The organism is Portibacter lacus, assembly GCF_021533215.1.
Lineage (GTDB): Bacteria > Bacteroidota > Bacteroidia > Chitinophagales > Saprospiraceae > Portibacter > Portibacter lacus.
Window position 1 is genome coordinate 337,880 of record NZ_JAJNKA010000004.1, and the last position, 25,208, is coordinate 363,087.

Here is a 25,208-nt window from a genome sequence, read left to right on the forward strand (position 1 = left end):
CTTCTGTCTTTATTCCTTAACATTTAACGTGCCACGTAATCGAATATCATTCGATGCTGCTCCTATTAAAATTCTAAAATCTCCTGGCTCTACCACTCTCTCCATTTCCAGATTCAACATCGTCAATAATGCTGGCGTGATTTCGAAAACCACCTCCTTTGTTTCTCCTTTTTTCAAATGAATTCGCTGAAATCCTTTCAACTCTAAAACTGGACGGGCTACGGATGCAAATAAATCCCTGATGTAAAATTGGACAACTTCATCACCGTCATAGTTTCCCTTATTTGTAACTTTAATTCGAACCTTTGTGTTTTCATCAGCGGCAATTACTTCCTTATCTAATCGTAGATCACTGTATTCGAATTCGGTATAACTCATTCCATATCCGAATGGAAACAGAGCTTTCCCTGTTAGATTATTGTAATTATCCCCTCTGCCTGTTGGCTTATGGTTATAATATAAAGGTACTTGAGATTCATGGATCGGAAAGGTAATCGGTAATCTTCCTGCTGGATTGTAATCTCCCATCAGAACATTTGCAACAGCACTTCCTCCTTCATCTCCTGGATACCAAACATCCACAATAGCATCCGCATTATGCATCCACTTATCCATCGTGATCGCACTTCCGCCTACTAATAAAACCACCACTGGCTTGCCAACTTCCGAAACAGCATTAATCAATTCTTCTTGATGCCCTGGAAGGGATAAATAGGCGCGATCATTAAACTCGCCCTCTTCGATTCCTACACATACAATTGCCAAGTCACTATTTCGAGCTGCATGAACCGCTTCTTCTATTTCTGCCTCCCAATTGTTCTCCACTCCAACATTCCATATCAGCTTAAACCTAACATTTCCCACGGTCTCATAGTATTCAATTTTAATATAATAAGCTTTTCCCTTTTCAAAAGAATAGGTCTCTGTAATGGTCTGAAAGGTCTGCTTTCGCCAATTATCAATAATCAATTCATTATCAATGTATAATCTATATCCATCATCACCTTCTATTCCGATTTCAAAATCACCAGATTCTGGCGCTACAAGTTTCCCTGTCCATCGAGCCGAATAATAATCATAGTTAATCTTAGCTTCATCTGGAGAAAACAACGTCCATCCAAAATCAATTCTCCTATCGATTCTTTTTAATGCGGGCGCTCCAGACATCGTAATATTATTGAAATATTCGGCTTCTAATCCAGCACTCCTTCCGTCCTTTTGGAAGAGTACATTTCCTGGAACGGTCTTGTAGGAATGAGAGGTTCTTCCAGGCCCTGCGATATAGTTGACCTCTACACCATCTACTAGTTTAGTTTTTAATCCAGCTAAAATAGAAATGGGGTTATTTGCTTCCCCAGAGTATCCTCCCGGTCTCGCCTCATCAGCATCTTCACCGATGATCGCGATTGATTTCAATTTTTTACTTAAAGGAAGAACTTGGTCTTTGTTTTTCAGTAAAACAATAGATTCTTCAGCTGCTTTTCTCGCCAATGCTCTATGCGCAGGTGACGTACTTCCGTCAGCGATATTATCCGTTTTCACGTATGGATTTTCGAAAAGTCCTAGTTTAAATTTGGCGCGAAGCACTCTCCTAACTGCTTCATCAATGGCAGCTTCATCGATCATCCCTTTTTCGAACGCTTCGAAAAATAAAGGATAATGATCATAGGAAGTTTGGAAAATAACATCAAGTCCCGCTTCGATCGCTTGCTCCGTTGATTCCGCATAATTTTTTGCTGTAAAATGCAATACGTTAGCTCCACCAGTTGCACCAGCATCAGAAATCACAAATCCATCAAAGCCCCATTCTTTCTTTAGTTTTTGATTTAATAGCCAGTCGTTAGCCGTTGCTGGTCTTCCATCTAATGAATTATAAGAAGTCATCACCGACCAAGCTTTTGCTTTTTGGAAGGAAGCTTTGAAAGCTGGGAAATATATTTCTTCTAATAATCTTTCGTTCATGTGAATTGGATAACTATCACGACCGCCATCACCCACATTAGCCACAAAATGCTTTGGAGTCGTGATAATTCCCGACTGTTCAAATTGGGTAATAAATGAGACTGCCATCTGAGAAGTAAGAAAAGGATCTTCTCCATATGTCTCTTCTACTCTACCCCATCGCACATCCCTTGAGATATTAATCACTGGTGATAAGATCTGACGAATGCCTCTTGCTTTTACTTCTTTCGCAATAGCACCAGCAACATCGTCCATTAAGTTGGTATTCCAAGTCGCCGCTAATGCGATCGCCTGTGGAAACTTCGTCGCGCCAGGTCGCACAAGTCCATGAAGTGCCTCGTCAAATGGTATAATTGGAATCCCGAGACGCGTTTTATTCACGAAATATTCTTGCATTTCATTGATCGCGAGTACAGTTTGCAGAGCCGTTCCTCCACCGGAATAATCAAGTAATTGCTCTGCAGAATTTCCTGACTTACTTTTCGTCGCCACCTGAAAACCAAAAATGCCATGTTTGTACTTTGACAGATCTGTTGCTTGTCCACTTGGAATCATAAACATCTGCCAAAATTTTTCTTCTAGCGTCATTCTGGATAACAAATCATCTACTCTTTCTTCGATAGGTAATTTTGGATTTTTATAGTCCAATGTATCGTTCGTAACCGAAGCAAAACCTACTGTAGCAAAAAAGCTAAGTAATACAAAAGAAATTAATTTTGACATAAGCGATAATTTAAAGTTCAATTTTATTTTAATGCTGAAACTTTAATGGTCCATACATAATCAGCAGGTGGATTTTCTTGTAACGTAGTAGGAATTTCAACACTAAACCCAGCTTTTTCTTTCATCCATTTCAATGGTTGATCATAACCCAATAAAGTAACCTCACTTCCTGCTGCAGGTTGGTGAGATTCGACACTAATTTTAGAAGGCATATTTTTCTCATCCTCTTCTGCCATATAGAAAAAGTATGTATTTCCATTCTCTTTTTGAGTCATGCAAATGTTCTTTTCTTTAAAGGGTGCAAGCGTATTACTTTCATATATTCCTTCACTATTGACATCCATCCATTTACCGAATTCCGCCAATAAGTCATAGGCACCTTGCTGCCATTCTCCTTCTGGTGTTGGTGCAATATTTAAAAGTAAATTTCCACCTTTAGCCACAATATCTACAAGCGTCTGAACACCTTCTCTACCGGACATATATTTCGCGTTCTTCGTATGCGACCATCCACCACCTGAAATGATACACGATTCCCAAGGATATGGTAATGCTTTCTCTGGAATTCGATTTTCAGGAGTAAGGTAGTTCTGGTTTTTACCATGAACGGCTCGATCTACCACCAATAAGCCAGGCTGTTTTGCTCTTGCTTTCTTTACGAATTCGTCAATTTTTATGTCTTGGTTAATCTCTCTTGTTTTGATATAGCCACTTTCAGAATTTTTTAACTGATCATCATACCAGCTCGTTAGCACACTTTTAGGCTTCTTAGAAACCCAACCACCATCTAACCATAAAATATCCACTTTTCCATAGTCCGTTAGTAATTCCAACATCTGGTTTTGCGTAAAATCAACATATTCCTGCCATCTTTCTGGATTGGCTTCTGGCTCGTAATTTACATTTCTATCTTTTGGAGGATACTTAGGATCCCAGTAACTTTCTACATTCCAGTCTGGCTTCGAGAAGTAAGCACCTGTCCACATATCCTTCTTACGAAAAGCTTCGAAGATTTCCTTCGTAACATTGCTTCGTGGATTCGTTGCAAATGGGCAGTCATCAGAAGTTATTTTGTAATCCGTATACTTCGAATCAAACATGCAGAAACCATCATGATGTTTCGTGGTAAAAATAACATATTTCATTCCTGCGTTATTAGCAGCTTTCGCCCATTGATCCGGATTAAATTTAGTCGGGTTAAATGTTTTCTGAAGCCCTTCATATTCTGCTTTATACGTATTGTAATCATCTGGATTACTTCCCATCTTTCGTTCACACCATCCGTATTCTTCAGGACACAAAGACCATGACTCCACGATGCCCCACTGGCTATATGTTCCCCAGTGCATTAATAAACCGAATTTAATATCCTGCCACTCATCTAATTTTTCAAGTACTAGTGGATCTGTCTCTGGCACATATCTTTCATCCTCATAGATGGCTTGAGAAATAATGGATGCTTGGATTCCAACAAGGAATGCAAGTAGGAAAATGTATTTAAACTTCATGATTCTACCGTTTATAAAGAAAATAATAGTGTTCAAAATTATTTGTGTGTACATACACGCAAACAGAACAAGTATAGTCAAATCTAAGAAAATTGTAAGTATCAGAGGGGATTTTCTTTCTGTAGAATTCTGGAAAAGTAGTAATAGATAGAATCCCGAGTCAAATTAAATCAGTTTATAATGAATTTAACATATATGTTTTTTTATATTTACATTGATTTAAAAATATTTTTCTTTTTGAGCATAAATCATTTAATTGCATCTTAATAAGTAAAAACCTTTAACCCCAATTCACAATGAACATAATTTACAGGAGTTACATATTTTGCGCTACTCTTTTACTTTCATTCCAATTAAACAGTCAAACTTCAGACATCTATGTCTATACCGGAGCAACAGAAACATGGGTTGTTCCTGCAGGAGTTTTTTCCATTGATTTAGATATTTCAGGTGGTGCAGGAGCACAGGCGATAGATCGAGTGATGACTAATGGTGAAGGAGGTGGTGGTGGAAATGCTACCGGAACGCTTGCTGTTACACCCGGTCAAACTTTGTATATTAATGTTGGTGGAGCAGGTGGAACCGATGGAAGCGGTGGCTTTAATGGAGGAGGAAACGGTGGATTTGGAACAGCTGGAGGTTCATGCTCTGGAGGTAATGCTGGCGGTGGTGGCGGTGCTTCCGATATAAGAATTAATGGAAATACCTTGTCGGATAGAATTATCGTGGCTGGTGGCGGCGGTGGTGGTGCAAGGGACTATTGCAACGGAGTTTGTCAACCATGTGGTTGCGGTGGTGGAGCTGGAGGCGGTGGTGGTCTTATGGGTGGAGATGGCTTTGCAGCTTATAATTGTGGAGAAGGCTATCCTGGAAATGGAATAAACTTTGGAATGGGGGCCAGTCAGACAGCAGGCGGAATGGGAGGTCCTCCAGATGCAGGTGGCATTAATATGGGTAGTTCAGGAGTATTGGGAATTGGTGGAAATGGAACTGATGGACTATATGACGTTGCAGGCGGTGGCGGCGGTGGTGGTTACTATGGAGGTGGTGGCGGAGGTGGTGCAGATGATGGAAGTGGTGTCGGCGCGGGAGGTGGCGGAGGTGGCTCTAGTTACCTTGATCCTAGTCTTACGAATTCATCGACTCAATCAAACATAAGAGCAGGAAATGGAGAAATTGTTATTTCATACACACAACCAGCACAAGTACCAACTTTAGGTCAATGGGGACTCATTTCACTTTGCTTAATTATCTTTATTTTTAGTGTGGTAATGGGCAAGGAAAAATACTTTCAAGCTACGTAAACTCTAAAGTTCATTTTTTTCAGAAAGCTAAACTTTCTTATTATTAAAACTTTTTGCACCTAGGCACACGAAAAGACTTTCATTATCTCTATAAGTGAACTTATGATTGTTTTTCTTCAAAGTTTCCGCTTCTCTTGTTACCAGCACAATACAAGCCAATTTACTCCAAAGACCTTAAACCTTTATGCTTTATCACAACGCAAGACTAAAAAGAAGCATTCCTATACCTTTTGTAGATCACAAGAATCCTTCAACCTCCTCTACATATCCAGATATCAACTGATCTATTCTAATATTTCCGATTCGAACTCTAACCAAGCGCAATGTTGGAAAGCCAACAGCAGCAGTCATTTTTCGAACCTGCCTATATTTCCCTTCCGAGATAATTACAGAAACCCATGAAGTAGGTCCATGCCGATCATCCCGAACCTTGATCGTACGTTCTGGAAACCCTGGAGGCTCTTCCAATTTAAACGCTTTACAAGGTAAAGTCATGTATTTTATTCCATCAAAACCTATTTCCACACCTTTCTTCATCTTATCAATGGCTTCCTCCGTTATTTCTCCATCTACCTGAACATAATACTCTTTCTCCACCTTCTTAGATCGAACAGCATGACTCACCTTCCCATCTGTTGTCAAAAAAAGTAACCCTTCTGACTTTACATCTAGCCGCCCAATCGCCATCGTTCCTTCCGGAAAATCATGCAAATCTCCTAACACTGGCTTCTTCCTCCTTTGCATCTTTACAAACTGAGAAATCATACCGAAAGGTTTATGTATTATAAAGTGTCTGTGTTTCATTAAAACCAAATTTCTTGAGCTAATCTAAAAGTGTTCGCATGTGCATCTACAATATCCGCTATTCGTTCAGAATATCCTCCTCCCATGCTCACGACAACAGGAATATTTTCATGATAACACGACTCGAAAACAAATTGATCTCTTTGTTTGCAACCCTCTTTCGTCATGCCTAATCGCCCTAATTTATCCGTAGATAATACATCTACTCCACTCAGATAAAAAACTATTTCTGGCTGAACCTGATCCAGTAATTTTGGCAGAGTATCTTTCAATATCTTCAAGTAATCCGCGTCTTCTATTTTATCTGGAACACCAATATCTAAGTCTGACTTCTCCTTTCGCAAGGGATAATTTTTTTCGCCGTGCATACTAAATGTAAAAACCCGCGGCTCCTCTTCGAAAATTTTAGCCGTTCCATTCCCTTGGTGCACATCTAGATCAACAATTAGAATCTTTTGCAACACCCCTCTACTTAAATAGTAATTCGCAGCAATCGCAAAATCATTGAAAATACAAAAGCCCTCCCCTGAATCTGCAAAAGCATGATGCGTGCCCCCAGCAACATTCATTGACACACCATCTTCCAGTGCATACTTAACACAATCCACGGTTCCTTTCGCAATATATCGTCCTCTATCTATCAATTCTGGTCGTACTGGAAATCCAATTTTTCGAATTTCTTTTTTCGACAACGAATTCGTAGCCAATTTTTGCCAATATTCATTGGTATGAGTCAGTAAAATGTCAGCTTCTGATAATTGATCTGGATGAAAAAATTGATCTGTAGTGATACTTCCTTCGTAAAGTAACTGTTCTGGAATCAGCTCGTATTTATCCATTGGGAATCGATGTCCTTTCGGCAATTCATACTTATATACTGGAGAATAGGCAATTTTCAACATCTACCTAACTAAACTGAATTCACCTGTAATGGTTTCAGGACCATCTGGAAATTCTACGATCATCACATAAATATAGACTCCTTGAAGGTTTTGATAACCGTCCCACCCTACTGACGCATCACCAGTTACACCATTTTGTTCCTTGAACATCATATTTCCCCACCGATCGAAAATTGTAAAAGACGAAAATTCGAACGCCTGATCAGAATCAATGAAGAAAATATCATTCACACCATCGTCATTAGGACTGAAAATATTAGGCTGATATAATACCGAATTCAATATGAATTGCAAGGTGACACTATCTTGAAAAGTACAACCATTTTCATCTGCAATCTCCACCACATAAGTTGTTTCCTCATCTGGCATAGCTTCAGGGTTTTCACAGTCTACACAACTCAGCCCACTAGAAGGTGTCCACCTAATGCTTTCTATTTGCCCAGTAAAATTGGTCGAAATTTGATAATAAGAATCATTGACTATTGTAGCATCCACCGATAATGTTGAAATAGAAACATTATAGATCGTAAAATACTTTTCTTGCGAGCAGCCCCTAATATCAACGAATTCAACTGTATAATCTCCAGGTTGCAAATTAAGCAATCGAGTATTTGCTTGATATTCTTCTAGGACGGAAACACCATTCAGCAGAATGTCCATGAGAAATTCTGCCCCTTCATTTATATCGATTTCTAACTCTCCTAGACTTGCATAATCGCAGTCAGGTAGGGACGAAATGATGGCTACATCCATTCCTTGGAAAGTCAAATTAATATTCACTAAACTGTCACAGCCATTTGAACTCAGCAGCATTTCTTGTCCAGTAGGATTCGCTGCATTATATACAACGTCATTCACGACTATTGAATCATCCAAACAAAGTTCTTCTTCTAAAGTAACTTCTAATCCATCTATAAATTCTAAGTCTATAAAGATGTATTCATTACATCCCGAAGCTGCTCCCCCACTGACCACTTCCATGCCTTGGCTGTTGTTTCGATCATAAGTAGCTCCATTAACAATGAAACTAGTATCGTTACAAAAACTACCTTCTATATAACTCGTATCCGCTGGTAAAAAATTGAGAGTAATAACATAAACACTATCACATGCTCCTGCATTACTAATGGTATCAAAACCAAATGGATTAGCGGCATTATAGGTTATATTATTGATGTTAATGCTTTCATCAGAACACAATTCATTATCAAATATTTTCAGAAACGAATCATCTATTATTAGTTCAACCATTATGAAACTATCACAACCAGCAGCATTCAAGGATTCTGATAGAAACATTCCACTCTTTCGGAGGTGATTAAAAACTTCATTTTCTATAACCAAACTATCTTCTATACAAATCGTCTCTGAAATTAAAAATTCAGATGATTGGGCAAATGATAGGTCAACATTGACAATGGAATCACACCCTGTCGATGACACGAAATTAGCTGAACCAGTGGCATCTGCTTGATTATAAAGTTTACCATTGATAATGGTATCCTGACCTTCACATAAGCTAAAATCAATCAGGGTTGTTACTTCAGAGTCAAAGGTTAGGTCAATTTCTATGATACTATCACAACCGAATTGATCTCCGCCGATGATAAATTCCTCTCCTATTGGATTCGTCTCATTATAGACAACTCCATTCACGGTAATATCATTTCCGATACATAATACATCACTGATATTAAATCGATTCTCGGGTCTAAATGTCAAGTCAATATTAACAATACTATCACATCCCGTACTAGACATTCCCATTTCCATTCCAGAGGTATTCCCTGAATAATACATCACACCAAATACTTCCGTTTCAAAATCAGGGCAAACCATTCCGTCGATCAAGGTACTTTTCGCTTCTAATCCTTCTACAATAATTAAGGCTGAATCAGGATCGCAAGAACCAAGTACGTCAACAATGTAGTAGAATTCAAGTTGAAAAGGTGGGTCACCTGGAGCCATCATAAATGTAGTTTGCGGATTTGTAGTCCCATCTGTAAAAATGAAAAACCCGGAAGCGCCATTATCTGTGGTCAGCGTATTGATGTCTATGGTTTCATTCGTACAAATGGTCGTGCTCGCATTATCTCCTGCATCATTTCCTGCAAATAATCCTATGGTGTATTTAGCTTCATCTGGTGAACAAACACCACTTGAAATGGTCGTGTAAGTCAAATTTAACCCATTCACAGTAAGTGTATCTGGATCAATAAAGTCGGGTACTGGATTGCCCATTATATCTGAAAATTTACCTGAATCTGCAGAAGGATCAACCAGACTTTGTAAGTCAATGACACCTGCTATACAGGTATCTATTGCTACATCAGGCCCAGCCTCAGAGAGTTTGCCCACTGTAATGACAATTTCTTGTTCATCGGTGCACGCTCCATTTTCGTCGTATGCATAAATGGTGATATCTTCTGTAAATACATGACCAGGCAAATATTGAGTCCCCATACCACCAGGCATATCGTAGTAAGCTTGATTCCCTGACTCATTTAATATGGTAATCGCATTAACTGTTACACTTTCACAACCGTCAATAGTAGGTGACATCATAATATCAGGCCCATCGGTGACCAATAGGTCTAATTGTTGTTCATCAGAAAAACAAATTCCATCTGAGACCACGGCATACACGGTAGAAGAAACCGCAGTATAGTTTGTCGGGTCTAATATTTCGTCAACTTGATTTGCTTGCTCATACCAGATTACGGTCTCACCACTTCCACCATTAACTTCATTATTTAAATTTGTCAGATCAAAACTAGCCATTCCTAATCCACAAGACTCTAAAGGTGAAGTCGGAACTGATGAGTTCGGAGAATTATTCACCGTTACATCCATCGCTTGTGGGCTTAGGCAGCCTGCAGATGTAGGAGTAAAGGTAATTGAATAGGTTCCTGGCCCTACACTCGAAGGATCAAAGCTATTACTGGAAACGCCACTTCCTGACCAATTTCCAGGGTTACCGTCTTGAACTGTATTAAGCATTCGACTACCATCATTTTCACACAAAGGTAGCATGGTAGATATCGTATATGCTCCTCCGGGATTAACCGTCACATTTGTAAATGCAGTAGAGCTACATCCTGCATCCGTCACCGTTACTATATAAGATCCTGAGGCGGAAGGTTGGGCATTATTGATATTCCAAGTTGAATTATTTCCTGGATTTCCGGGTCCAGGTCCACTCCATGACCAAGAAGAGTTTCCGCCAGTTTCGGGAATACTGATGTTGTCTCCTTGACAAACGGATATGGATCCCGGTAACGTTGCAGTAGGAGAAGGGTTCACGATGATGTTTAAATCCCCTGAAACCTTACATCCGTTTGACAAACTGGCTATGTAAGAAATATTCTGTGGACTGCCAAGGGCATCATTTGCTGTAAAGGAAAGATTTGTGGAATTAGCACCGCTTATTGGATTATCATTATTATCATACCATTGATAAGAAGTCGCTCCTCCAACTGGACTAATAGACATATCAACCGTTTCTCCATCACAATAGACAACAGTAGAAGTCACAGGTTGCTGTCCTGTGGTAGGATCATTACAGATAATCATGATATTATCCGTTGTATTCGTTTCAGCTGATGCCCATGTTTGAGATTTTATCTCTAAAGAAACACTATTTTTATTCCCTACGCATGAACTTGTGTAATCGATCAATGCAGTTGTGGGATTATCTCCATTTCCAATTAAACGAACTGTTTCTCTCACGCCCCCATTATAAACCAATTCAACTAAAAAAAAATCCCAACAAGGCGCACAATCTCCAGCTAACGGGTTATCAGTATCTCCAGCACAAGGCATTCCAAAATCACACTCATCAGGAGATTCGAAATTTCCAGATCCAGCATAAGGTTGACCTACATAATTCATTCGAACGGTAAGAGTATTACAATTAGAAATGTTAATACTATTTGTAGAAAAAATAGCAGGGCCTTCTGAATTATTTTGTTCTAGAACTCCTCCTTGAACACTGTATCGTCCACCAGAACTTAGGCATCCTGCACATGTTGCATTCCATCCTGTCCCAAACTGATCAGTTCCAGATGTACTATTTAATGGCTCATTAAACGTCTCACTAAAAATTGTCGTTTGACCACTCACATAGCCGAATCCGATCAAGAAAAGCAAAACAAATAACAACCGACCTTGTGTACCATTTCTCATCAGCGTAAAAATAGAATTTCTGCTAATATATTTATATATATGATTATTATTAAATTGTTAATTCTAAACTGTCCAAATAACTCAATTGAATCCATTTGATATTACTAATATAAGCTTTGAATTTTCCACCACTTGTCTTAATAATATGTGATGCTCAAGCAGGATTTGCTTTCTACAGGAAGATATGTTTTTAAATCACTATAGTTTATCACTTAAAACTCCTACTTTTGCCCTTTCTTAAAAAATGTCGTATATGCAACTTAGTGAACAAGAAATTGTAAGAAGAGAAAATTTACAAAAAATAATTGAAACTGGAGTTAATCCGTTTCCAGCAGAGATGTTTGAGAAAAACACAACATCCGCTGAAATCCACGCAAATTATGATGCTGAGAAAAACAATTTCCAAGAAGTTGTTATTGCAGGTCGAATCATGCAGAAGCGAATCATGGGTAAAGCTTCATTTGCAGAAATATTAGACAATACTGGTCGAATTCAGATTTATGTGAATAGAGATGAAATTTGCCCAGGAGAAGATAAAACTTTATATAATACCATTTTTAAGAAGTTATTAGATATCGGTGACTTCATAGGTGTGAAAGGTTATGCATTTACAACAAAGACAGGTACACTGTCTATCCATGTAAGTGAATTAACCATTCTGTCGAAGGCATTACGTCCGCTTCCTATTGTTAAGACAGATGCAGAAGGGAATGTACACGATGCATTCACAGATCCGGAACAACGATACAGAATGCGATATGTCGATCTTGTTGTGAACCCTGAAGTGAAAGAAGTTTTCAGAAAAAGATCTAAAATCCTTTCTTCGATGAGAAGGTTTTTCGATGATAGAGATTGGTTAGAAGTAGAGACACCTGTATTGCAAGCTATTCATGGTGGTGCTGCTGCAAGACCGTTCAAAACACATCATAATACCTTAGATATGCCTTTCTTTCTTAGAATTGCGAATGAGCTTTACTTGAAAAGACTCATCGTTGGTGGTTTCGAAGGAGTTTATGAAATAGGAAAAATGTTCAGAAATGAAGGAATGGATCGTACACACAATCCTGAGTTCACTTCTATGGAAATATATGTAGCTTATAAAGACTACATCTGGATGATGGAAATGGTAGAGCAATGTCTTGAATACATTGCTAAGGAAGTCAATGGCACTACCAAAGTTATGTATGATGGTAACGAAATTGAATTCGCGGGACCATACGTTCGAATGAGTATGTATGAATCCATTGAGAAATATACAGGAGTAGATGTTTCTGAAAAGAGCGAAGATGAAATGAGGGCCTTCTGTAAAGAATTACATATCCCAGTGGATCCTTCTATGGGACGTGGAAAATTAATTGATGAAATTTTCGGAGAGAAAGTAGAAGCGAACTTGATCCAACCTACTTATATAACAGACTATCCATTGGAAATGACACCATTAGCTAAGAAGCACAGATCGAAAGAAGGTTTAGTCGAACGGTTCGAGTTATTCATTAACGGAAAAGAAATTGCGAACGCTTATTCTGAGTTAAATGACCCAATAGATCAGAGACAAAGATTTGCTGACCAATTAGAACTTGCGAAACGTGGAGACGATGAAGCAATGGTATTAGATGAGGATTTCTTAAGATCGCTCGAATTTGGGATGCCACCCACCTCTGGTTTGGGGATTGGAATGGATAGACTGACGATGTTATTAACAGGACAGCACTCGATTCAAGATGTTTTATTTTTCCCTCAGATGAAGGCAGAGAAAAAGTGAAACCCTTAAAAACAACAAGGGCAATCTGGCGATTATTGGCACTAGTATTTACATTAATGACATACCTGAGCTGGTATCGAATCAAATGTTTATTTATTCCACATACGATCGAAAGAGGTTTTAGACTGCGTCGCGCTTGGGTTAAAATAGCATTTAGGATTTTAAACATCAAATTGATAGAAGTGAAAGGTGAACTTCCTCCTCAGCCTTGTTTATATGTTGTAAATCATCGAAATCTAATAGATCCAGTTATTTGTGCTCATATTAAAGATGCCTACTTTCTATCTAAAGCAGAAGTCGAAAACATTCCATTTCTCGGCAAAGGGGCTGAATTAACAGGTGTTATATACGTAAAACGAGACGAAAAAGACTCCAGGAGTGCTGCTAGAGCTACGATGCACAACACAATGAAGGCTGGACTTGACTTAATTGTATATCCAGAAGGAACTACTGGAACAGAGGAAAAAACAATTACTTTCCATAAAGGCTCCTTTGATGAAGCTGCATCATTAGGTGTTCCTGTCGTTCCTATTGCGCTTGAATACAAAAACAAATCTGACCTATGGATTGAGCCTTCCTTACTAAAGCAATTCTTAATTCAATTTGGAAAAAAGGAAACTCAAGTCAAAATAGAAATTCACCAGCCATTGATCTCGGATAATGGAACTACCTTAATGCGTAAATCTCGTCAACTTATCGATCAGTCACTTCAGGATATGCATAAGGATTGGCATCAATTATGGGGAACAAATGAATTAAAAGAGTCCTAAAAGCCTTTCCTCGATTATTATATATATTCAGTCTAATTAACATACGAAATTGGCATTCAATGTTCTTTTTTCCAATATTATTTACTAAACTGCAACATTAATAACATATGGAATCTCAATTCTTAACACACATCTAGTATCTAATTATCATTTATATGATTGAATATCAGTAAGGTATATGAATTGAGGTTCATGTAATTCTTAAAAAAATTAATATATGAAACAAAGACTCACTATGGCCTTTCTTTTTATGATTGGGTTCTTTCTAAGTGGAAGCGCTCAAGAATTAAATGTTACAGGCAAAATCGTCTCCACTGATACTGGAGAACCCTTAATCGGTGCAAGTGTTATCATTAAGAACACTTTCACTGGAACCACAACTGATCTGGATGGAAACTACTCGATAAGTGCAGCAGTTGGTGATGTATTGGTTTATTCTTACACAGGATTTACCACGATGGAAAAAACAGTAGTTGCAGGACAGACGACAATGGATGTTAGCCTAGCTACTGGATTACAATTAGACGAAGTAGTCGTAACTGCTTTGGGAATTTCTAGAGATAAGAAAGCATTAGGTTATTCAGTGCAAGAAGTAAATGCTGAAGAACTTACTGGAACTCAAGAAAACAACGTTATTAATGCTCTTCAAGGTAAAGTAGCAGGTGTACAAATTAATTCTTCTTCGGGAGCACCAGGAGCTGGATCTAGTATTGTAATAAGAGGATTGAACTCCTTGAATCCTGGATCTAACAATCAGCCGCTATTTGTAGTAGATGGAATACCTATCGGAAACCAAACCTTTTCTGGTTCACAACTTCCGAGTTCAGGTTCTAATGCTGTAAATAGTCAAGAGCAATCTAGTTTTACAAATAGAGCTGCCGATTTGAATCCTGCTGATATTGCTTCAGTAAGTATTCTTAAAGGTGCTGCTGCAACTGCATTATACGGTCTTCGTGCTGCAAATGGTGTTGTTGTAATCACAACAAAAAAAGGTCAAGCTGGAAAAACAAATGTAAGTTTCAACTCTACTTATGGCTGGGAAGAAATAAACAAATCTCCAGACTTAGTAAGCACACATAGAGAAGGAAGACATGGAAGACTTCGATTTAACAGCGATGGTTCTCCATTAAGATTCCAGACTTATGGACCGAAAGTATATGAAGGACTAACACCAGTATTTGACTTAACTGATGATTTCTTTCAGACTGGTAGCCAATTTAAAAACTCAATCAGCATCCAAGGTGGAAATGATAGAGCTACCTACTTAACTTCTTTTTCTAGATTAGATCATACGGGAATTATTCCATTTACTGAATGGGATCGTACAACTGTTAGAATAGGTGGAGAAGTAAAGGTTTCAGATCCATTAACAGTATCTGGTTCAGTTAACTATTCTAAGTCAGGTGGAAACAAGCCTCATGCAGGTGATAAGTCTATCTTAAGTTCTTTAGGATATTACACGACAAGTTTTGATGTGAATGATTATATCAATCCAGATGGTAGCCAGCGAGATTTCTCTGATGGAATCATTGACAACCCAAGATATCTAGCAGAATTTTCAAAACTTTCTGATGACGTAAACAGAGTTATCGGAAATATTGGATTTAATTACCAGCCGCTACCATGGTTAGAATTAGATTATAAATTAGGAAATGATTTTTATAATGATTCTAGAGTGAGAAGTGTACCTGATGGAACTGATGTAGGTTCACAAGTTGGTGGATTCATCATCGAAGAACAAATCAATTATAGCGAGATCACTTCGAATCTTTACTTGAGAGCTTCTAAACAATTGACACCTGATTTCACGGGTTCATTGACAGTAGGAAATAATATTACAGATATTAAATTTAGTAGTATTAATACTAGAGGAGAAGGATTTTCACTTGAAAACTTCTATGACTTAAGTAATACGAGTAATGTATTTGCAAGTAAAAATGCATCTCGTCAGCGATTGGTTGGTTTATTTGGAATTGCAAGTTTCGGCTTTAAGGATTACTTATACTTAGATTTAACGGCTCGTAATGACTGGTCTTCAACTTTACCAGTTGAAAACAGATCATTCTTTTACCCAAGTGCAAGTTTGTCATGGGTAGTTTCTGAAATGACTGACTTACCTGATTTCTTTACATTCCTAAAACTTAGAGGATCTTGGGCACAAGTTGGAAAAGACGCAGGACCATACCAAATTGGTATATTCTACAGTGGAGCATCTAACTTCCCATTCAATGGAGTTAATGGATTCTCTCAAAGTTCAGTGGCTGGAGATTTCAACTTAAAACCTGAAACGACTACATCTACAGAATTCGGATTAGACCTAAGAGTTTTACAAAATAGAATTGGTATCGACTTTACTTACTTTAAACAAAACAGTAAGGATCAGATCATCCCAGTTCCTGTAAGTAATGCAACAGGATACTCAAGATTCATCACGAACGCTGGAGAAATAGAAAATTCAGGAGTTGAGTTATTGCTTAACTTAAACCCAGTTTCTACGAAAGATTTCTCTTGGGATATGTCGATTAACTATTCTAAGATGACTAGTAAAGTGATCTCTATAAAAGAAGGAATCGATGAAATTATTTTCTTTGATGATAGAATCACTAGTAAGTTAGTTCCAGGAGGAAAAGTAGGAGACTTATATGGATGGGACTTTGATAGATCTGAAGATGGCCAGTTACTTATTGGAAGTAATGGTTTCCCACAAATCAACTTCGATAGTACGATTTTAGTTGGAAATGCTTACCCAGACTTCACGGCAGGTATGACTAACACTTTTACATATAAAGGTCTTAGTTTAGGATTTTTACTAGAATGGAGAAGCGGTGGAGATGTATATGACAGAGGATTTAGAAATAGTCTAAGAAATGGATTACTTGCTGAAACAGAGCGAAGACATGAGGAAGTTATTTTTGACGGTGTATTAGCAGATGGAAGTCCTAATAACATTCCTGTTGAGATTAATGGAGAATCGCTTTATAGAGATGGAAATAGATATAATAATGCTTACCAAATTTTATTACAAGATGCATCTTGGTTTAGAGTTAGAAGGGTGAGTTTAGGATACAGTCTTCCATCTAAAATGTTAAACAAGCAATACATCAGTTCTGCAAGAATCAGTTTCAGTGGGAACAATTTATTCTTAAGTACACCAGCAAGAGGCTACGATCCTGAAATCAACTATTTCGGTTCAGGAAGTAATATTGCAGGTTACACAGGATTACAGACACCGGCTACAAGAAGTTACTTTGTAAGTCTTGATCTAAACTTTTAATAAAAATTGAATAATAATATGAAGTTCATAAAAATAAAAACGCTTTTAGCGGTGTCACTGGTGCTTATGTTGTTTGCATCATGTGAGAGTTTTTTAGATGTTAACACAGATCCGAATCGAGTGACTGATGTTACATTAAACTCACTGCTACCTACTACGATCGAGGCTGCAAGTGCAGCGCACTACAGATCGGCATACACTACGAATCAGATTACACAGCATCTAGGTTCATACTTTGGATATCCTCAGATTTTATCTCTAAGCTCTACATGGAGCGGGATATATCTAAAAGGATTAAATAATTTAGACCAGTTAATTATCAAGGCTGAGGAGAGTAATTCACCTCATTATGCGGGAATAGGAAAAGTACTTTCAGCTATAAATGTTGGATTGCTTACTGATAACTGGGAGGCTGCACCTTACTCTGAGGCTATATTAGGTTCAGATAATTTTACACCTAAGTTCGATTCTCAAGAGCAATTGTATGCGTCTATTAATAGCTTACTAGATGCTGCTATTACCGATTTACAGAAAAGTGAGTCTATTTTTGCTCCAGGAAGTGATGACTTAGCATACAATGGTGATATTTCTAAATGGATAAAATTAGCTTACACATTAAAAGCGCGTTACGCGATCCACTTGACAAATAAGAATGGTACGCAAGCGGCTAGTGATGCTTTGTCGGCTATTTCAAATGGATTTACAAGTAATGGAGATGATTTCCAATTGATGTATAATTCAGTGAATAAAAATCCATGGCACACAAGTGTAGCATTAGCGAACAATACAGGGAACTTGACAATTACTCAGGGATCTTACTTTGTTGACTTATTAAAAGGAATCACTGATGAAGGTGATCCTAGAATGGCTGCACTAGTAGATGCAGGAGATATTCCAAATGCAGAAGTAGTAGGAATTACTTCTTATGATGATAATGCAGCGCCAAATAATTCTGATCTAAGTGAAACAACATGGCACAGTACAGAATCTGCACCAATCGTTATGGTTTCTTATGCGGAAGCAAAGTTTATCGAAGCTGAAGCAGCATTTATATCGAATGATAAGACGAGAGCTTACGATGCATACTTAGAAGGTATTGCGGCTAACGTTTCTAAACTAGAAGTGGAAGCAGGAGACTTTTTAACTCATCCTAATGTTGCAGTTGGAGCGGATAACTTGACGCTTTCTGATATTATGGAGCAAAAATATATTGCTTTGTATTTAAACCCTGAAGCATGGGTAGATATGAGAAGATATAACTACTCTACAGATGCATACACAGGTTTTGTAGAAGCAGATCCATTCGAATTAGGCGGTAGCTTCCAGCGCGTTAGATATCCAGATGATGAGTTTAATAGAAATGGAGATGAGACGCAAGCAAACAATAAAGACTTATTGGTTCAAATGTGGAGAGACCAATAAATTTCATTTTGATTAAAATAAAATAACATGAATACAAAATATATTTTAAGAAATTTAGCCTTTCTCTTTTTAATCGCATTTACAGTAAGTTCTTGCTATAAAGAAAGTGACTGGTTAGGCGATAATACAACAACAGAAGGGAAGCATTTTCCAGTTATTGCTGGAATTACAATCCTTGACGAGATGGACACATATCCAGTAGGAACGAACATTCAGATCGATCTTGATTTCTGGTCATTAGATGAAATATCTACGATTAAGTTATATCAGACGATCGGTGGCGGAGAAACTACGGAAGTTAAATCTTACCCATTCGTTTCTAATTTTCAAGAAGATTCACAAACTGATGAGCTAATTATGGATTATCAAATTCCTTCTATTACGGAAGAAAGTGTTTCGATTAGATTAGACGTAGAAGTGATCAATGTGAATGGATTAACTAGAAATTCAGTTGATAGCGGAACAGCAAATAGACCTTCTTTAACGATTACTGCAGTGAAGTAATCTAAAGTAGAATAATACAAAAGAGCCTATCGGAGAAATCTTCGATGGGCTCTTCTTATTTATAAAACTACTTGCATTTTAAATTGCACTGCATAAGAATATCAGACTGAGATTAATCTACTTTCTCCCCCACTCTTCTATTCGCTGATCTATTTGCTCTACTTCATTTTCTCGATCGTAAAAAACATAATCTCCAGGAATAGCTTTCATTTTTTCTGCATAATTTAAAGCTGAACTGAAGTCTCCATTTAAGGCAGATAATTTGGCATTCGCCCAAAGTAGATCACCTTTAATATATGCTTTCGGATAATACTGTCCACTCCATTCTCCATCTTCGGAATATAAGTCTTCACTTGCCTTTAACCATTTCGCAGCTACATCTAATCGTTCTTCTTCATCTATCAGATAATTAGCCGCTTGGAGATAGATCACCCAATGTGTATTCCGCGGTAACGTTTCTAATTTCTCCGCCAACTTTTCCTCTAAAACAATATAATGTTCCACTTCCACATAAAAACTGATCTTCACACTCGCCCATTCCAAAACCACATAAGCGCCATCAAAATCTTTCGCTATAATATCAAAAGTCAAATCTTCAACATGATTATTAATTACAGGATCAACTTCGATTCTCAATGCATCTTCTGATTCTTCATATCCAAAGGCTCCCCACTGCTGAGCAACTTTATTAAAGATAACGGTCCATGGTTCATTTTCTCGAGGTATTACAAAGAATGAATAAGATCCTCTAGGAAGTTCCTTTCCTTGTATCTTCACCTTTTCTGAAAAGGAAATGACTGTCGCCATATTCGCGCCGGCTCTCCATATCTGTCCATATTCTTGCATTTCGCCCCATATCTGTCGGCCTCTAACTTTAGGACTTCCATAATCAATACTAATTTTCGTGTATGCTACCCTTTCCGAAATACTATTATCAGAACTGATTCTCGGAGTCAGATCCATGGCATACTGACCGACCATCACATTGACCAAAAAGAAAAATAGAAAAACGACAGAAGTAATATACTTTAACATTGCTATTTAGTTTTGTAGAATCTAATTTAATTCTACCAGCTGAATGAAGTGCCTTTTAGCATAACAATAACAAATATTTAATGTTCTTCCATCCAGAAAAATGCGTGTCAAAGTATATCGAAACGTGGTACAAATATTATTCAAGCCCCTGACCAGTTCAATGTTTCACTGTCAAGCTCATGCCTAATTCCTGTACTAATTATATTATCTAAAAGTTAAATTTTAGAATCGCTTTTGCAAAAAACGGTGTTCCTGGCGTAAAATGAATTTCCTCAACAGGATTAACCTCATTAATAAGTCTACTTTCCGTTGCAAATTGCGCCTCATTCCATTCTTGGTTAAACAAGTTCTCTATAGCAAAACCAATATTAATGTTGCCAAAAGTATAATTAGCATTTACATCACTGATAAAATATCCATCTGCAATTATGCTACCATTTTCATTAGCAGGTCTATCCTTGATAAATCGGCTCTTATAACTTGCATTAAACTTTCCTTTTTTATAATAAAGTCCAGCAGTGGAGGTCATCGGTGGCGCTAGTGGAATTAGATTCTCCCCGTCTGATTCAGCTAAGCTTCGAGCATATGTGTAATTAAAATCACCGCTAAAATAAAGCTCATCTAATATCTGATACCTCACTCCCAAATCTACACCTGCTCTACCTGTTTTTCCAGATGGCTCGACAATCCCAGCATCTCCTACATATACAAATTCTTGTTCTAAGAACAAATACCATAGCGCAACATCCACGAACATTCTCTTAAAAGGCTTAAAGGCCACTCCAACATCTGTTCCATATACTTTCGGAAGTGCATCCTCTACTTGCTGTTCGAGTACAATTCTAGTATCATTAGAATGGAAACCTATTCCTGATTTCCAGTACAACTGAACAGATCTGTTCAGATTATAAATAAAATTCAACTTCGGAGAGAAAACACTTTTATCCTGCACTTTCCGATCGAAAAGCGTAGACAATTTACTTTCATAATTAAAATTAAAATAATCCCATCTCAATGCCGCTTGTACTGAAAGTCGATCAAATTCCAATTCACCACTGACAAATGAAAACACGTTTTTCTCATTGATATCTCCAAATTGGATATCTTCTAAAGTCTCTTTCCTATTTAGGGTTTTTGATAACCGATTATCTTTACTTAGGTCATTTCGGTACCCAATCCCTGCACGTACCAGCGAATTCGCAAAATTTAAGTTCTTTTCATGATTCCAGACACTTTCGAAACCGAATAACTGTCGGTCTTCATATTGTCTAATCTGATCTCCATTAACAGGATCTTCTAGGAAGAAAGTGAAATTGGAAAATAACTCAAAATCATACTCTGAATAATAGACATGATTCCTAATGTAGGAATGGTCATCAAGCGTCTTAGAATAAGTGAATTGAAGATTAGTCCTTCTTGTATTTCCTCCTTCCGTATCATCGATAGCACCAAAGCGTGATATTAAACCTTGCTCAACAGCTCTGACTGGAATTTGTCCAGAAGCATCCCATTCACTTTGAAAATGAGAAGCAATGACGGAGAATTTATCTTTCGATGAAGTTCTTCCTGTATATTTTCCGAAGAAATTAACCCTGCTGAAATTTTGTGGAGATTCGAAAGGTCCATCACTTATCATATATTGGGTTGCAATATAAGCATCGTGGTTATTCTGATTTAAAACATTAAAAATTCCCGACGTTCGAAGCGTGTTAAATTGACCTAATTCTATGTTAACCTGAGAATTTGCAATTTCATCTTTCGTTTTGAAACCCACATATCCTGCAGTAGCAAAGTTTCCTTCATCTGCGTAGTAAGGTCCCTTCCCAAAATCAATGAGTTCAATGGTTTCTGGAATTAAAAAATGCAAATCCGAATATCCTTGTCCATGAGCATGAGACACCATATTTACAGGCATTCCATCAACAGCCAATGCGATATCCGTTCCATGATCTATATCAAATCCTCTTAAGAAAATCTGCTCTGCCTTTCCTCCTCCGGCATGTTGGCCGATAAACAACCCAGGTACCTTTCTCAAGATTTCTTGTGATGAGTTAACCGTTGTGGTTTGATTATCAATGTAAGAAATAAGGTTAGTCTTCTTAGCGTTTTCGCCAATGACAATTTCACCCAACTCAAAGCTGGATTCTTCCATTTCAATCTTCAGATTATCTGATATTTCTGAAATTTTATAGAACAGATCCTTATAGGAAAGGTGGATGATCTGAAGGGTATCTCCAATTTCTGCTTCATTCAAAGAGAAAAATCCATTTTCATTGGTGTGAGCATGGTGATCATGATTAAAATGTAGGATATAAGCATCCTCAATTGGGACACCGCTACTATTTTGTATAATTCCACTGATTTTTTGGGCATGGATATTTAAACTGCCGACAAAAATAAAGACAAAGAGTAAAGTATTTTTCATTTATTAAAGTTTATGCTTACCTAGTCTACGCGTGAAATCATACGGTAGGTTTTATTCTAGCAAGAATTTTTTTTAGTGTATTGGATGCAAAATATAAACTAGGTCTTGATCAGCAAAATCTTTTCCATTAATTTGAATACACTTTTTATTATGCTGAATGATGGAAACTGCCCTAGCATAGAGAGATGTATGATCAGACCTTGTTTTAACTAAAAGTTCTAAGAATTTCGATAGTTAAAGTTTCTAACATTGACCAATAAAAGAAAGGCTAAGCACTGATTAATCAGTATTTTTTATAGACCTAAAAATAACAACGATAGGAAAGTGGTCAGATAAATGTCTTCCATCGATTCTGAGATCTGGACAGTCGTACAACAAAACGTCCATAGAAGGCTTAGTGAAGATATAATCGATTCTTCTGGAAAATTCTCCCTCTAATTCGAAATCGTTAAATGTTCCACTGTGTTCTTCATAACGATGATTAGCAACTTCTCTAGTATCTTTGAAAACGTTAGTAAGTGATCTGTATAAAGTGGTTACTGGTGTTAAGTTAAAATCACCTAATACAATATAATCTCGGTTTTTACTTTTCGTTTCGACAAAACTTTGTAGGAGCGAAACACTTTCTTCTCTAGCAGTTTCGCCTTTATGATCAAAGTGGGTATTAAAAACAGAAAGGGTATCTCCGCTTTCGATATTTACGAATAATCCGTAGGTCACCACTCTATTACAGGCAGCATCCCAGCCTCTGGAGGCATTTCCTGGCGTTTCAGATAGCCAGATGGTTTCATTTTCAAGAATTTGCCACTTTACGGCGTCATAAAAAATGGGACAGAATTCTCCCTTCTTTATTCCATCATCACGACCTACTCCTATATGTGTGTAATAGACTAAGTATTTATTCAAAAAAAACAACTGATCTTCCAGCACTTCCTGCATGCCTACAAAATCAGGTTTTTCTTCTTCTAAGAAATTACCAATTGCTTCTTTTCTATTATCCCATTGGTCAAGATCATCTGCGATATTATTCCAGCGGATATTATAGCTAATTGCCTTATATGTTTTCTGTGCATTAATGGGTAAGGTGACGCATAACGCCAAAAGTGTAATTAGTAATTTCATGCAAATAGTTGTAAGCTATCCATAAATTACATATAACTACCTTAATAGTCAAGTGCTAAGAAACTAAAGATGGACAATTCCCACTTACTTCAAGCTCAGAAAATTTGATTACATCGAAAGATCCGTGCACATTTATAAGCATGTCGTAACCTCGAGCTTTAAGAATGGAGGCAGCAATTGTAGATCGATACCCACTTCGACAATGAATCACATAGGAAGTAGAAGAATTCAGCTCACCCATGTGATCATTAATGAAATCTAAAGGAAAATGCTGTGCTCCTTCGATATGTGCCGTTTCCCATTCATCGGGTTTCCGAACATCTAAAATTTTCTTATCCAGCTGGCTTCCCACAAATTCCTCTACCGAGATCGTTTCTATCTGATCGACCTCCTTATTCCATGCACCAAATCCACCGTCTAAAAATCCTAGCGCATTATCGTAACCTACTCTAGCCAATCTCTTAACCGCTTCTGATTCTTGACCTTCCGGTGCTACGATGAGAATCTTCTGTTCTAGATTGGTAACAAGTGCTCCTACCCAAGGCGCAAAACTTCCGTCTAATCCGATAAATATAGATCCAGGAATAAACCCCTTCACAAAATTCTGTTTATTCCTAACGTCTAATACTAATACATCTTCTTGATTAGCGATATACTCGAAATCATCGACGCTTAAAGCTCTTGCTCCTTGAGCCATCACTTCCGTAATAGAGGTATAACCTTCTTTGTTCAATTTTACATTTTCAGAGAAATATTGAGGAGGAGGAAGTAAGTCTCTGGTTACTTCCGCTACAAATTCCGCTCTGGTCATGTCAGCTCTGAGAGCATAATTCGTTTCTTTCTGATGACCTAAAGTATCCCAAGTTTCACTACTCATCTTTTTTCCACAAGCCGAACCAGCTCCATGAGCTGGATAAACGATGGTATGATCTGGTAGAGGCATTAACTTCTCTCTAAGACTATCAAACAACCATCCAGCTAAATCTTCTTTTGTTAAATCAGTGGCCTTCTGCGCAAGATCTGGCCTCCCAACATCTCCTATGAACAAAGTATCACCTGTAAAAACAGCATATTCTTTACCAGACTCATCATTTAATAAATAACAAGTAGATTCTGGCGTGTGCCCCGGAGTGTGTAACACTTTGAAGGAGATTTTACCCACCTTTAATGTTTCACCGTCTTTTGCATTCTTCATTTCGAAAGAAGTTGACGCGCCAGGTCCGTAGATTATCGTTGCACCTGAAGCTTTAGCTAAGTCTATGTGACCAGAAACGAAGTCTGCATGAAAATGGGTTTCAAGTATATATTTGATTTTTACACCTTGTTTTTTTGCTCTATCCAGATAAGGTTTAGTCTCTCTAAGTGGGTCTATTACAACTGCTTCTCCATCAGAACTGATGAAGTAAGAACCCTGTGAAAGGCATCCTGTGTAAATTTGTTCTACTTGCATATTCCTTATTTTATAAATATTTGATATTATGAATGACCATGTCTACCAGACAAAAA

General features: G+C 37.6%; 15 protein-coding genes. 6 read left to right on the forward strand and 9 right to left on the reverse strand.

From position 1 onward, the window contains the following. Nucleotides 1-9 precede the first annotated feature (9 nt). Both L2586_RS08930 and L2586_RS08935 read right to left on the reverse strand, forming a co-directional pair. Nucleotides 10-2,685, reverse strand: coding sequence for a glycoside hydrolase family 3 N-terminal domain-containing protein (locus L2586_RS08930; protein WP_235292536.1), 2,676 nt, complete (start codon nucleotides 2,683-2,685; stop codon nucleotides 10-12). 23 nt (nucleotides 2,686-2,708) lie between these two features. Next, entirely contained in the window at nucleotides 2,709-4,193 is a 1,485-nt protein-coding gene (locus tag L2586_RS08935; protein WP_235292537.1) for an alpha-L-fucosidase, read from the reverse strand. A gap of 296 nt (nucleotides 4,194-4,489) precedes the next feature. Here L2586_RS08935 and L2586_RS08940 point away from each other — a divergent pair, with 296 nt between their 5' ends. Then, nucleotides 4,490-5,497: a glycine-rich protein gene (locus L2586_RS08940; protein WP_235292538.1), complete on the forward strand. Its 1,008-nt coding sequence runs from the start codon at nucleotides 4,490-4,492 to the stop codon at nucleotides 5,495-5,497. A 237-nt stretch (nucleotides 5,498-5,734) separates the two neighbouring features. Here the strand turns inward: L2586_RS08940 and L2586_RS08945 are convergent, their stop codons facing one another. From L2586_RS08945 to L2586_RS08955, 3 genes are read right to left on the reverse strand one after another with little or no spacing between them, the layout of a single operon-like run. Beyond that, complete coding sequence (locus tag L2586_RS08945; RefSeq protein ID WP_235292539.1) at nucleotides 5,735-6,301, reverse strand: pseudouridine synthase; 567 nt, start codon at nucleotides 6,299-6,301, stop codon at nucleotides 5,735-5,737. Continuing rightward, nucleotides 6,301-7,203: a histone deacetylase family protein gene (locus L2586_RS08950; protein ID WP_235292540.1), complete on the reverse strand. Its 903-nt coding sequence runs from the start codon at nucleotides 7,201-7,203 to the stop codon at nucleotides 6,301-6,303. The genes L2586_RS08945 and L2586_RS08950 overlap by 1 nt, the downstream gene beginning before the upstream one ends. Beyond that, on the reverse strand, nucleotides 7,204-11,388 hold the full coding sequence (locus tag L2586_RS08955; RefSeq protein ID WP_235292541.1) for a T9SS type B sorting domain-containing protein: 4,185 nt from the start codon (nucleotides 11,386-11,388) through the stop codon (nucleotides 7,204-7,206). A gap of 253 nt (nucleotides 11,389-11,641) precedes the next feature. Between L2586_RS08955 and lysS the strand changes: the two genes are divergently transcribed. The 5 genes from lysS (at nucleotide 11,642) to L2586_RS08980 (ending at nucleotide 19,120) form a co-directional block, all read left to right on the forward strand. After that, entirely contained in the window at nucleotides 11,642-13,150 is a 1,509-nt protein-coding gene (gene lysS, locus L2586_RS08960; RefSeq protein WP_235292542.1) for a lysine--tRNA ligase, read from the forward strand. Between the two features lie 35 nt (nucleotides 13,151-13,185). Beyond that, complete coding sequence (locus tag L2586_RS08965) at nucleotides 13,186-13,920, forward strand: lysophospholipid acyltransferase family protein (RefSeq protein ID WP_235292543.1); 735 nt, start codon at nucleotides 13,186-13,188, stop codon at nucleotides 13,918-13,920. 217 nt (nucleotides 13,921-14,137) lie between these two features. Continuing rightward, entirely contained in the window at nucleotides 14,138-17,194 is a 3,057-nt protein-coding gene (locus L2586_RS08970) for a SusC/RagA family TonB-linked outer membrane protein (RefSeq protein WP_235292544.1), read from the forward strand. An 18-nt stretch (nucleotides 17,195-17,212) separates the two neighbouring features. Then, entirely contained in the window at nucleotides 17,213-18,616 is a 1,404-nt protein-coding gene (locus tag L2586_RS08975) for a SusD/RagB family nutrient-binding outer membrane lipoprotein (protein WP_235292545.1), read from the forward strand. A gap of 27 nt (nucleotides 18,617-18,643) precedes the next feature. Next, the gene (locus tag L2586_RS08980) at nucleotides 18,644-19,120 is read left to right on the forward strand and encodes a hypothetical protein (RefSeq protein ID WP_235292546.1); all 477 of its coding nucleotides are present in this window, start codon (nucleotides 18,644-18,646) and stop codon (nucleotides 19,118-19,120) included. Between the two features lie 117 nt (nucleotides 19,121-19,237). Here the strand turns inward: L2586_RS08980 and L2586_RS08985 are convergent, their stop codons facing one another. The 4 genes from L2586_RS08985 to L2586_RS09000 all read right to left on the reverse strand — a co-directional run bounded on the left by L2586_RS08985 (nucleotide 19,238) and on the right by L2586_RS09000 (nucleotide 25,152). Further along, on the reverse strand, nucleotides 19,238-20,155 hold the full coding sequence (locus L2586_RS08985) for a DUF2911 domain-containing protein (RefSeq protein WP_235292547.1): 918 nt from the start codon (nucleotides 20,153-20,155) through the stop codon (nucleotides 19,238-19,240). 208 nt (nucleotides 20,156-20,363) lie between these two features. Next, a complete protein-coding gene (locus tag L2586_RS08990; protein ID WP_235292548.1) occupies nucleotides 20,364-22,580 on the reverse strand; it encodes a TonB-dependent receptor in 2,217 nt (738 codons plus the stop codon). Between the two features lie 279 nt (nucleotides 22,581-22,859). Beyond that, nucleotides 22,860-23,702, reverse strand: coding sequence for an endonuclease/exonuclease/phosphatase family protein (locus L2586_RS08995; protein WP_235292549.1), 843 nt, complete (start codon nucleotides 23,700-23,702; stop codon nucleotides 22,860-22,862). Nucleotides 23,703-23,757: 55 nt separating this feature from the next. Next, complete coding sequence (locus L2586_RS09000) at nucleotides 23,758-25,152, reverse strand: MBL fold metallo-hydrolase (RefSeq protein WP_235292550.1); 1,395 nt, start codon at nucleotides 25,150-25,152, stop codon at nucleotides 23,758-23,760. Between the last annotated feature and the right edge of the window lie 56 nt (nucleotides 25,153-25,208).

Coding starts and splice junctions, on each gene's coding strand:
- L2586_RS08930 (WP_235292536.1), bottom strand. CDS start 2,685: ATGTCAAAATTAATTTCTTTTGTATTACTTAGCTTTTTTGCTACAGTA.
- L2586_RS08935 (WP_235292537.1), bottom strand. CDS start 4,193: ATGAAGTTTAAATACATTTTCCTACTTGCATTCCTTGTTGGAATCCAA.
- L2586_RS08940 (WP_235292538.1), top strand. CDS start 4,490: ATGAACATAATTTACAGGAGTTACATATTTTGCGCTACTCTTTTACTT.
- L2586_RS08945 (WP_235292539.1), bottom strand. CDS start 6,301: ATGAAACACAGACACTTTATAATACATAAACCTTTCGGTATGATTTCT.
- L2586_RS08950 (WP_235292540.1), bottom strand. CDS start 7,203: ATGTTGAAAATTGCCTATTCTCCAGTATATAAGTATGAATTGCCGAAA.
- L2586_RS08955 (WP_235292541.1), bottom strand. CDS start 11,388: ATGAGAAATGGTACACAAGGTCGGTTGTTATTTGTTTTGCTTTTCTTG.
- lysS (WP_235292542.1), top strand. CDS start 11,642: ATGCAACTTAGTGAACAAGAAATTGTAAGAAGAGAAAATTTACAAAAA.
- L2586_RS08970 (WP_235292544.1), top strand. CDS start 14,138: ATGAAACAAAGACTCACTATGGCCTTTCTTTTTATGATTGGGTTCTTT.
- L2586_RS08975 (WP_235292545.1), top strand. CDS start 17,213: ATGAAGTTCATAAAAATAAAAACGCTTTTAGCGGTGTCACTGGTGCTT.
- L2586_RS08980 (WP_235292546.1), top strand. CDS start 18,644: ATGAATACAAAATATATTTTAAGAAATTTAGCCTTTCTCTTTTTAATC.
- L2586_RS08985 (WP_235292547.1), bottom strand. CDS start 20,155: ATGTTAAAGTATATTACTTCTGTCGTTTTTCTATTTTTCTTTTTGGTC.
- L2586_RS08990 (WP_235292548.1), bottom strand. CDS start 22,580: ATGAAAAATACTTTACTCTTTGTCTTTATTTTTGTCGGCAGTTTAAAT.
- L2586_RS08995 (WP_235292549.1), bottom strand. CDS start 23,702: ATGAAATTACTAATTACACTTTTGGCGTTATGCGTCACCTTACCCATT.
- L2586_RS09000 (WP_235292550.1), bottom strand. CDS start 25,152: ATGCAAGTAGAACAAATTTACACAGGATGCCTTTCACAGGGTTCTTAC.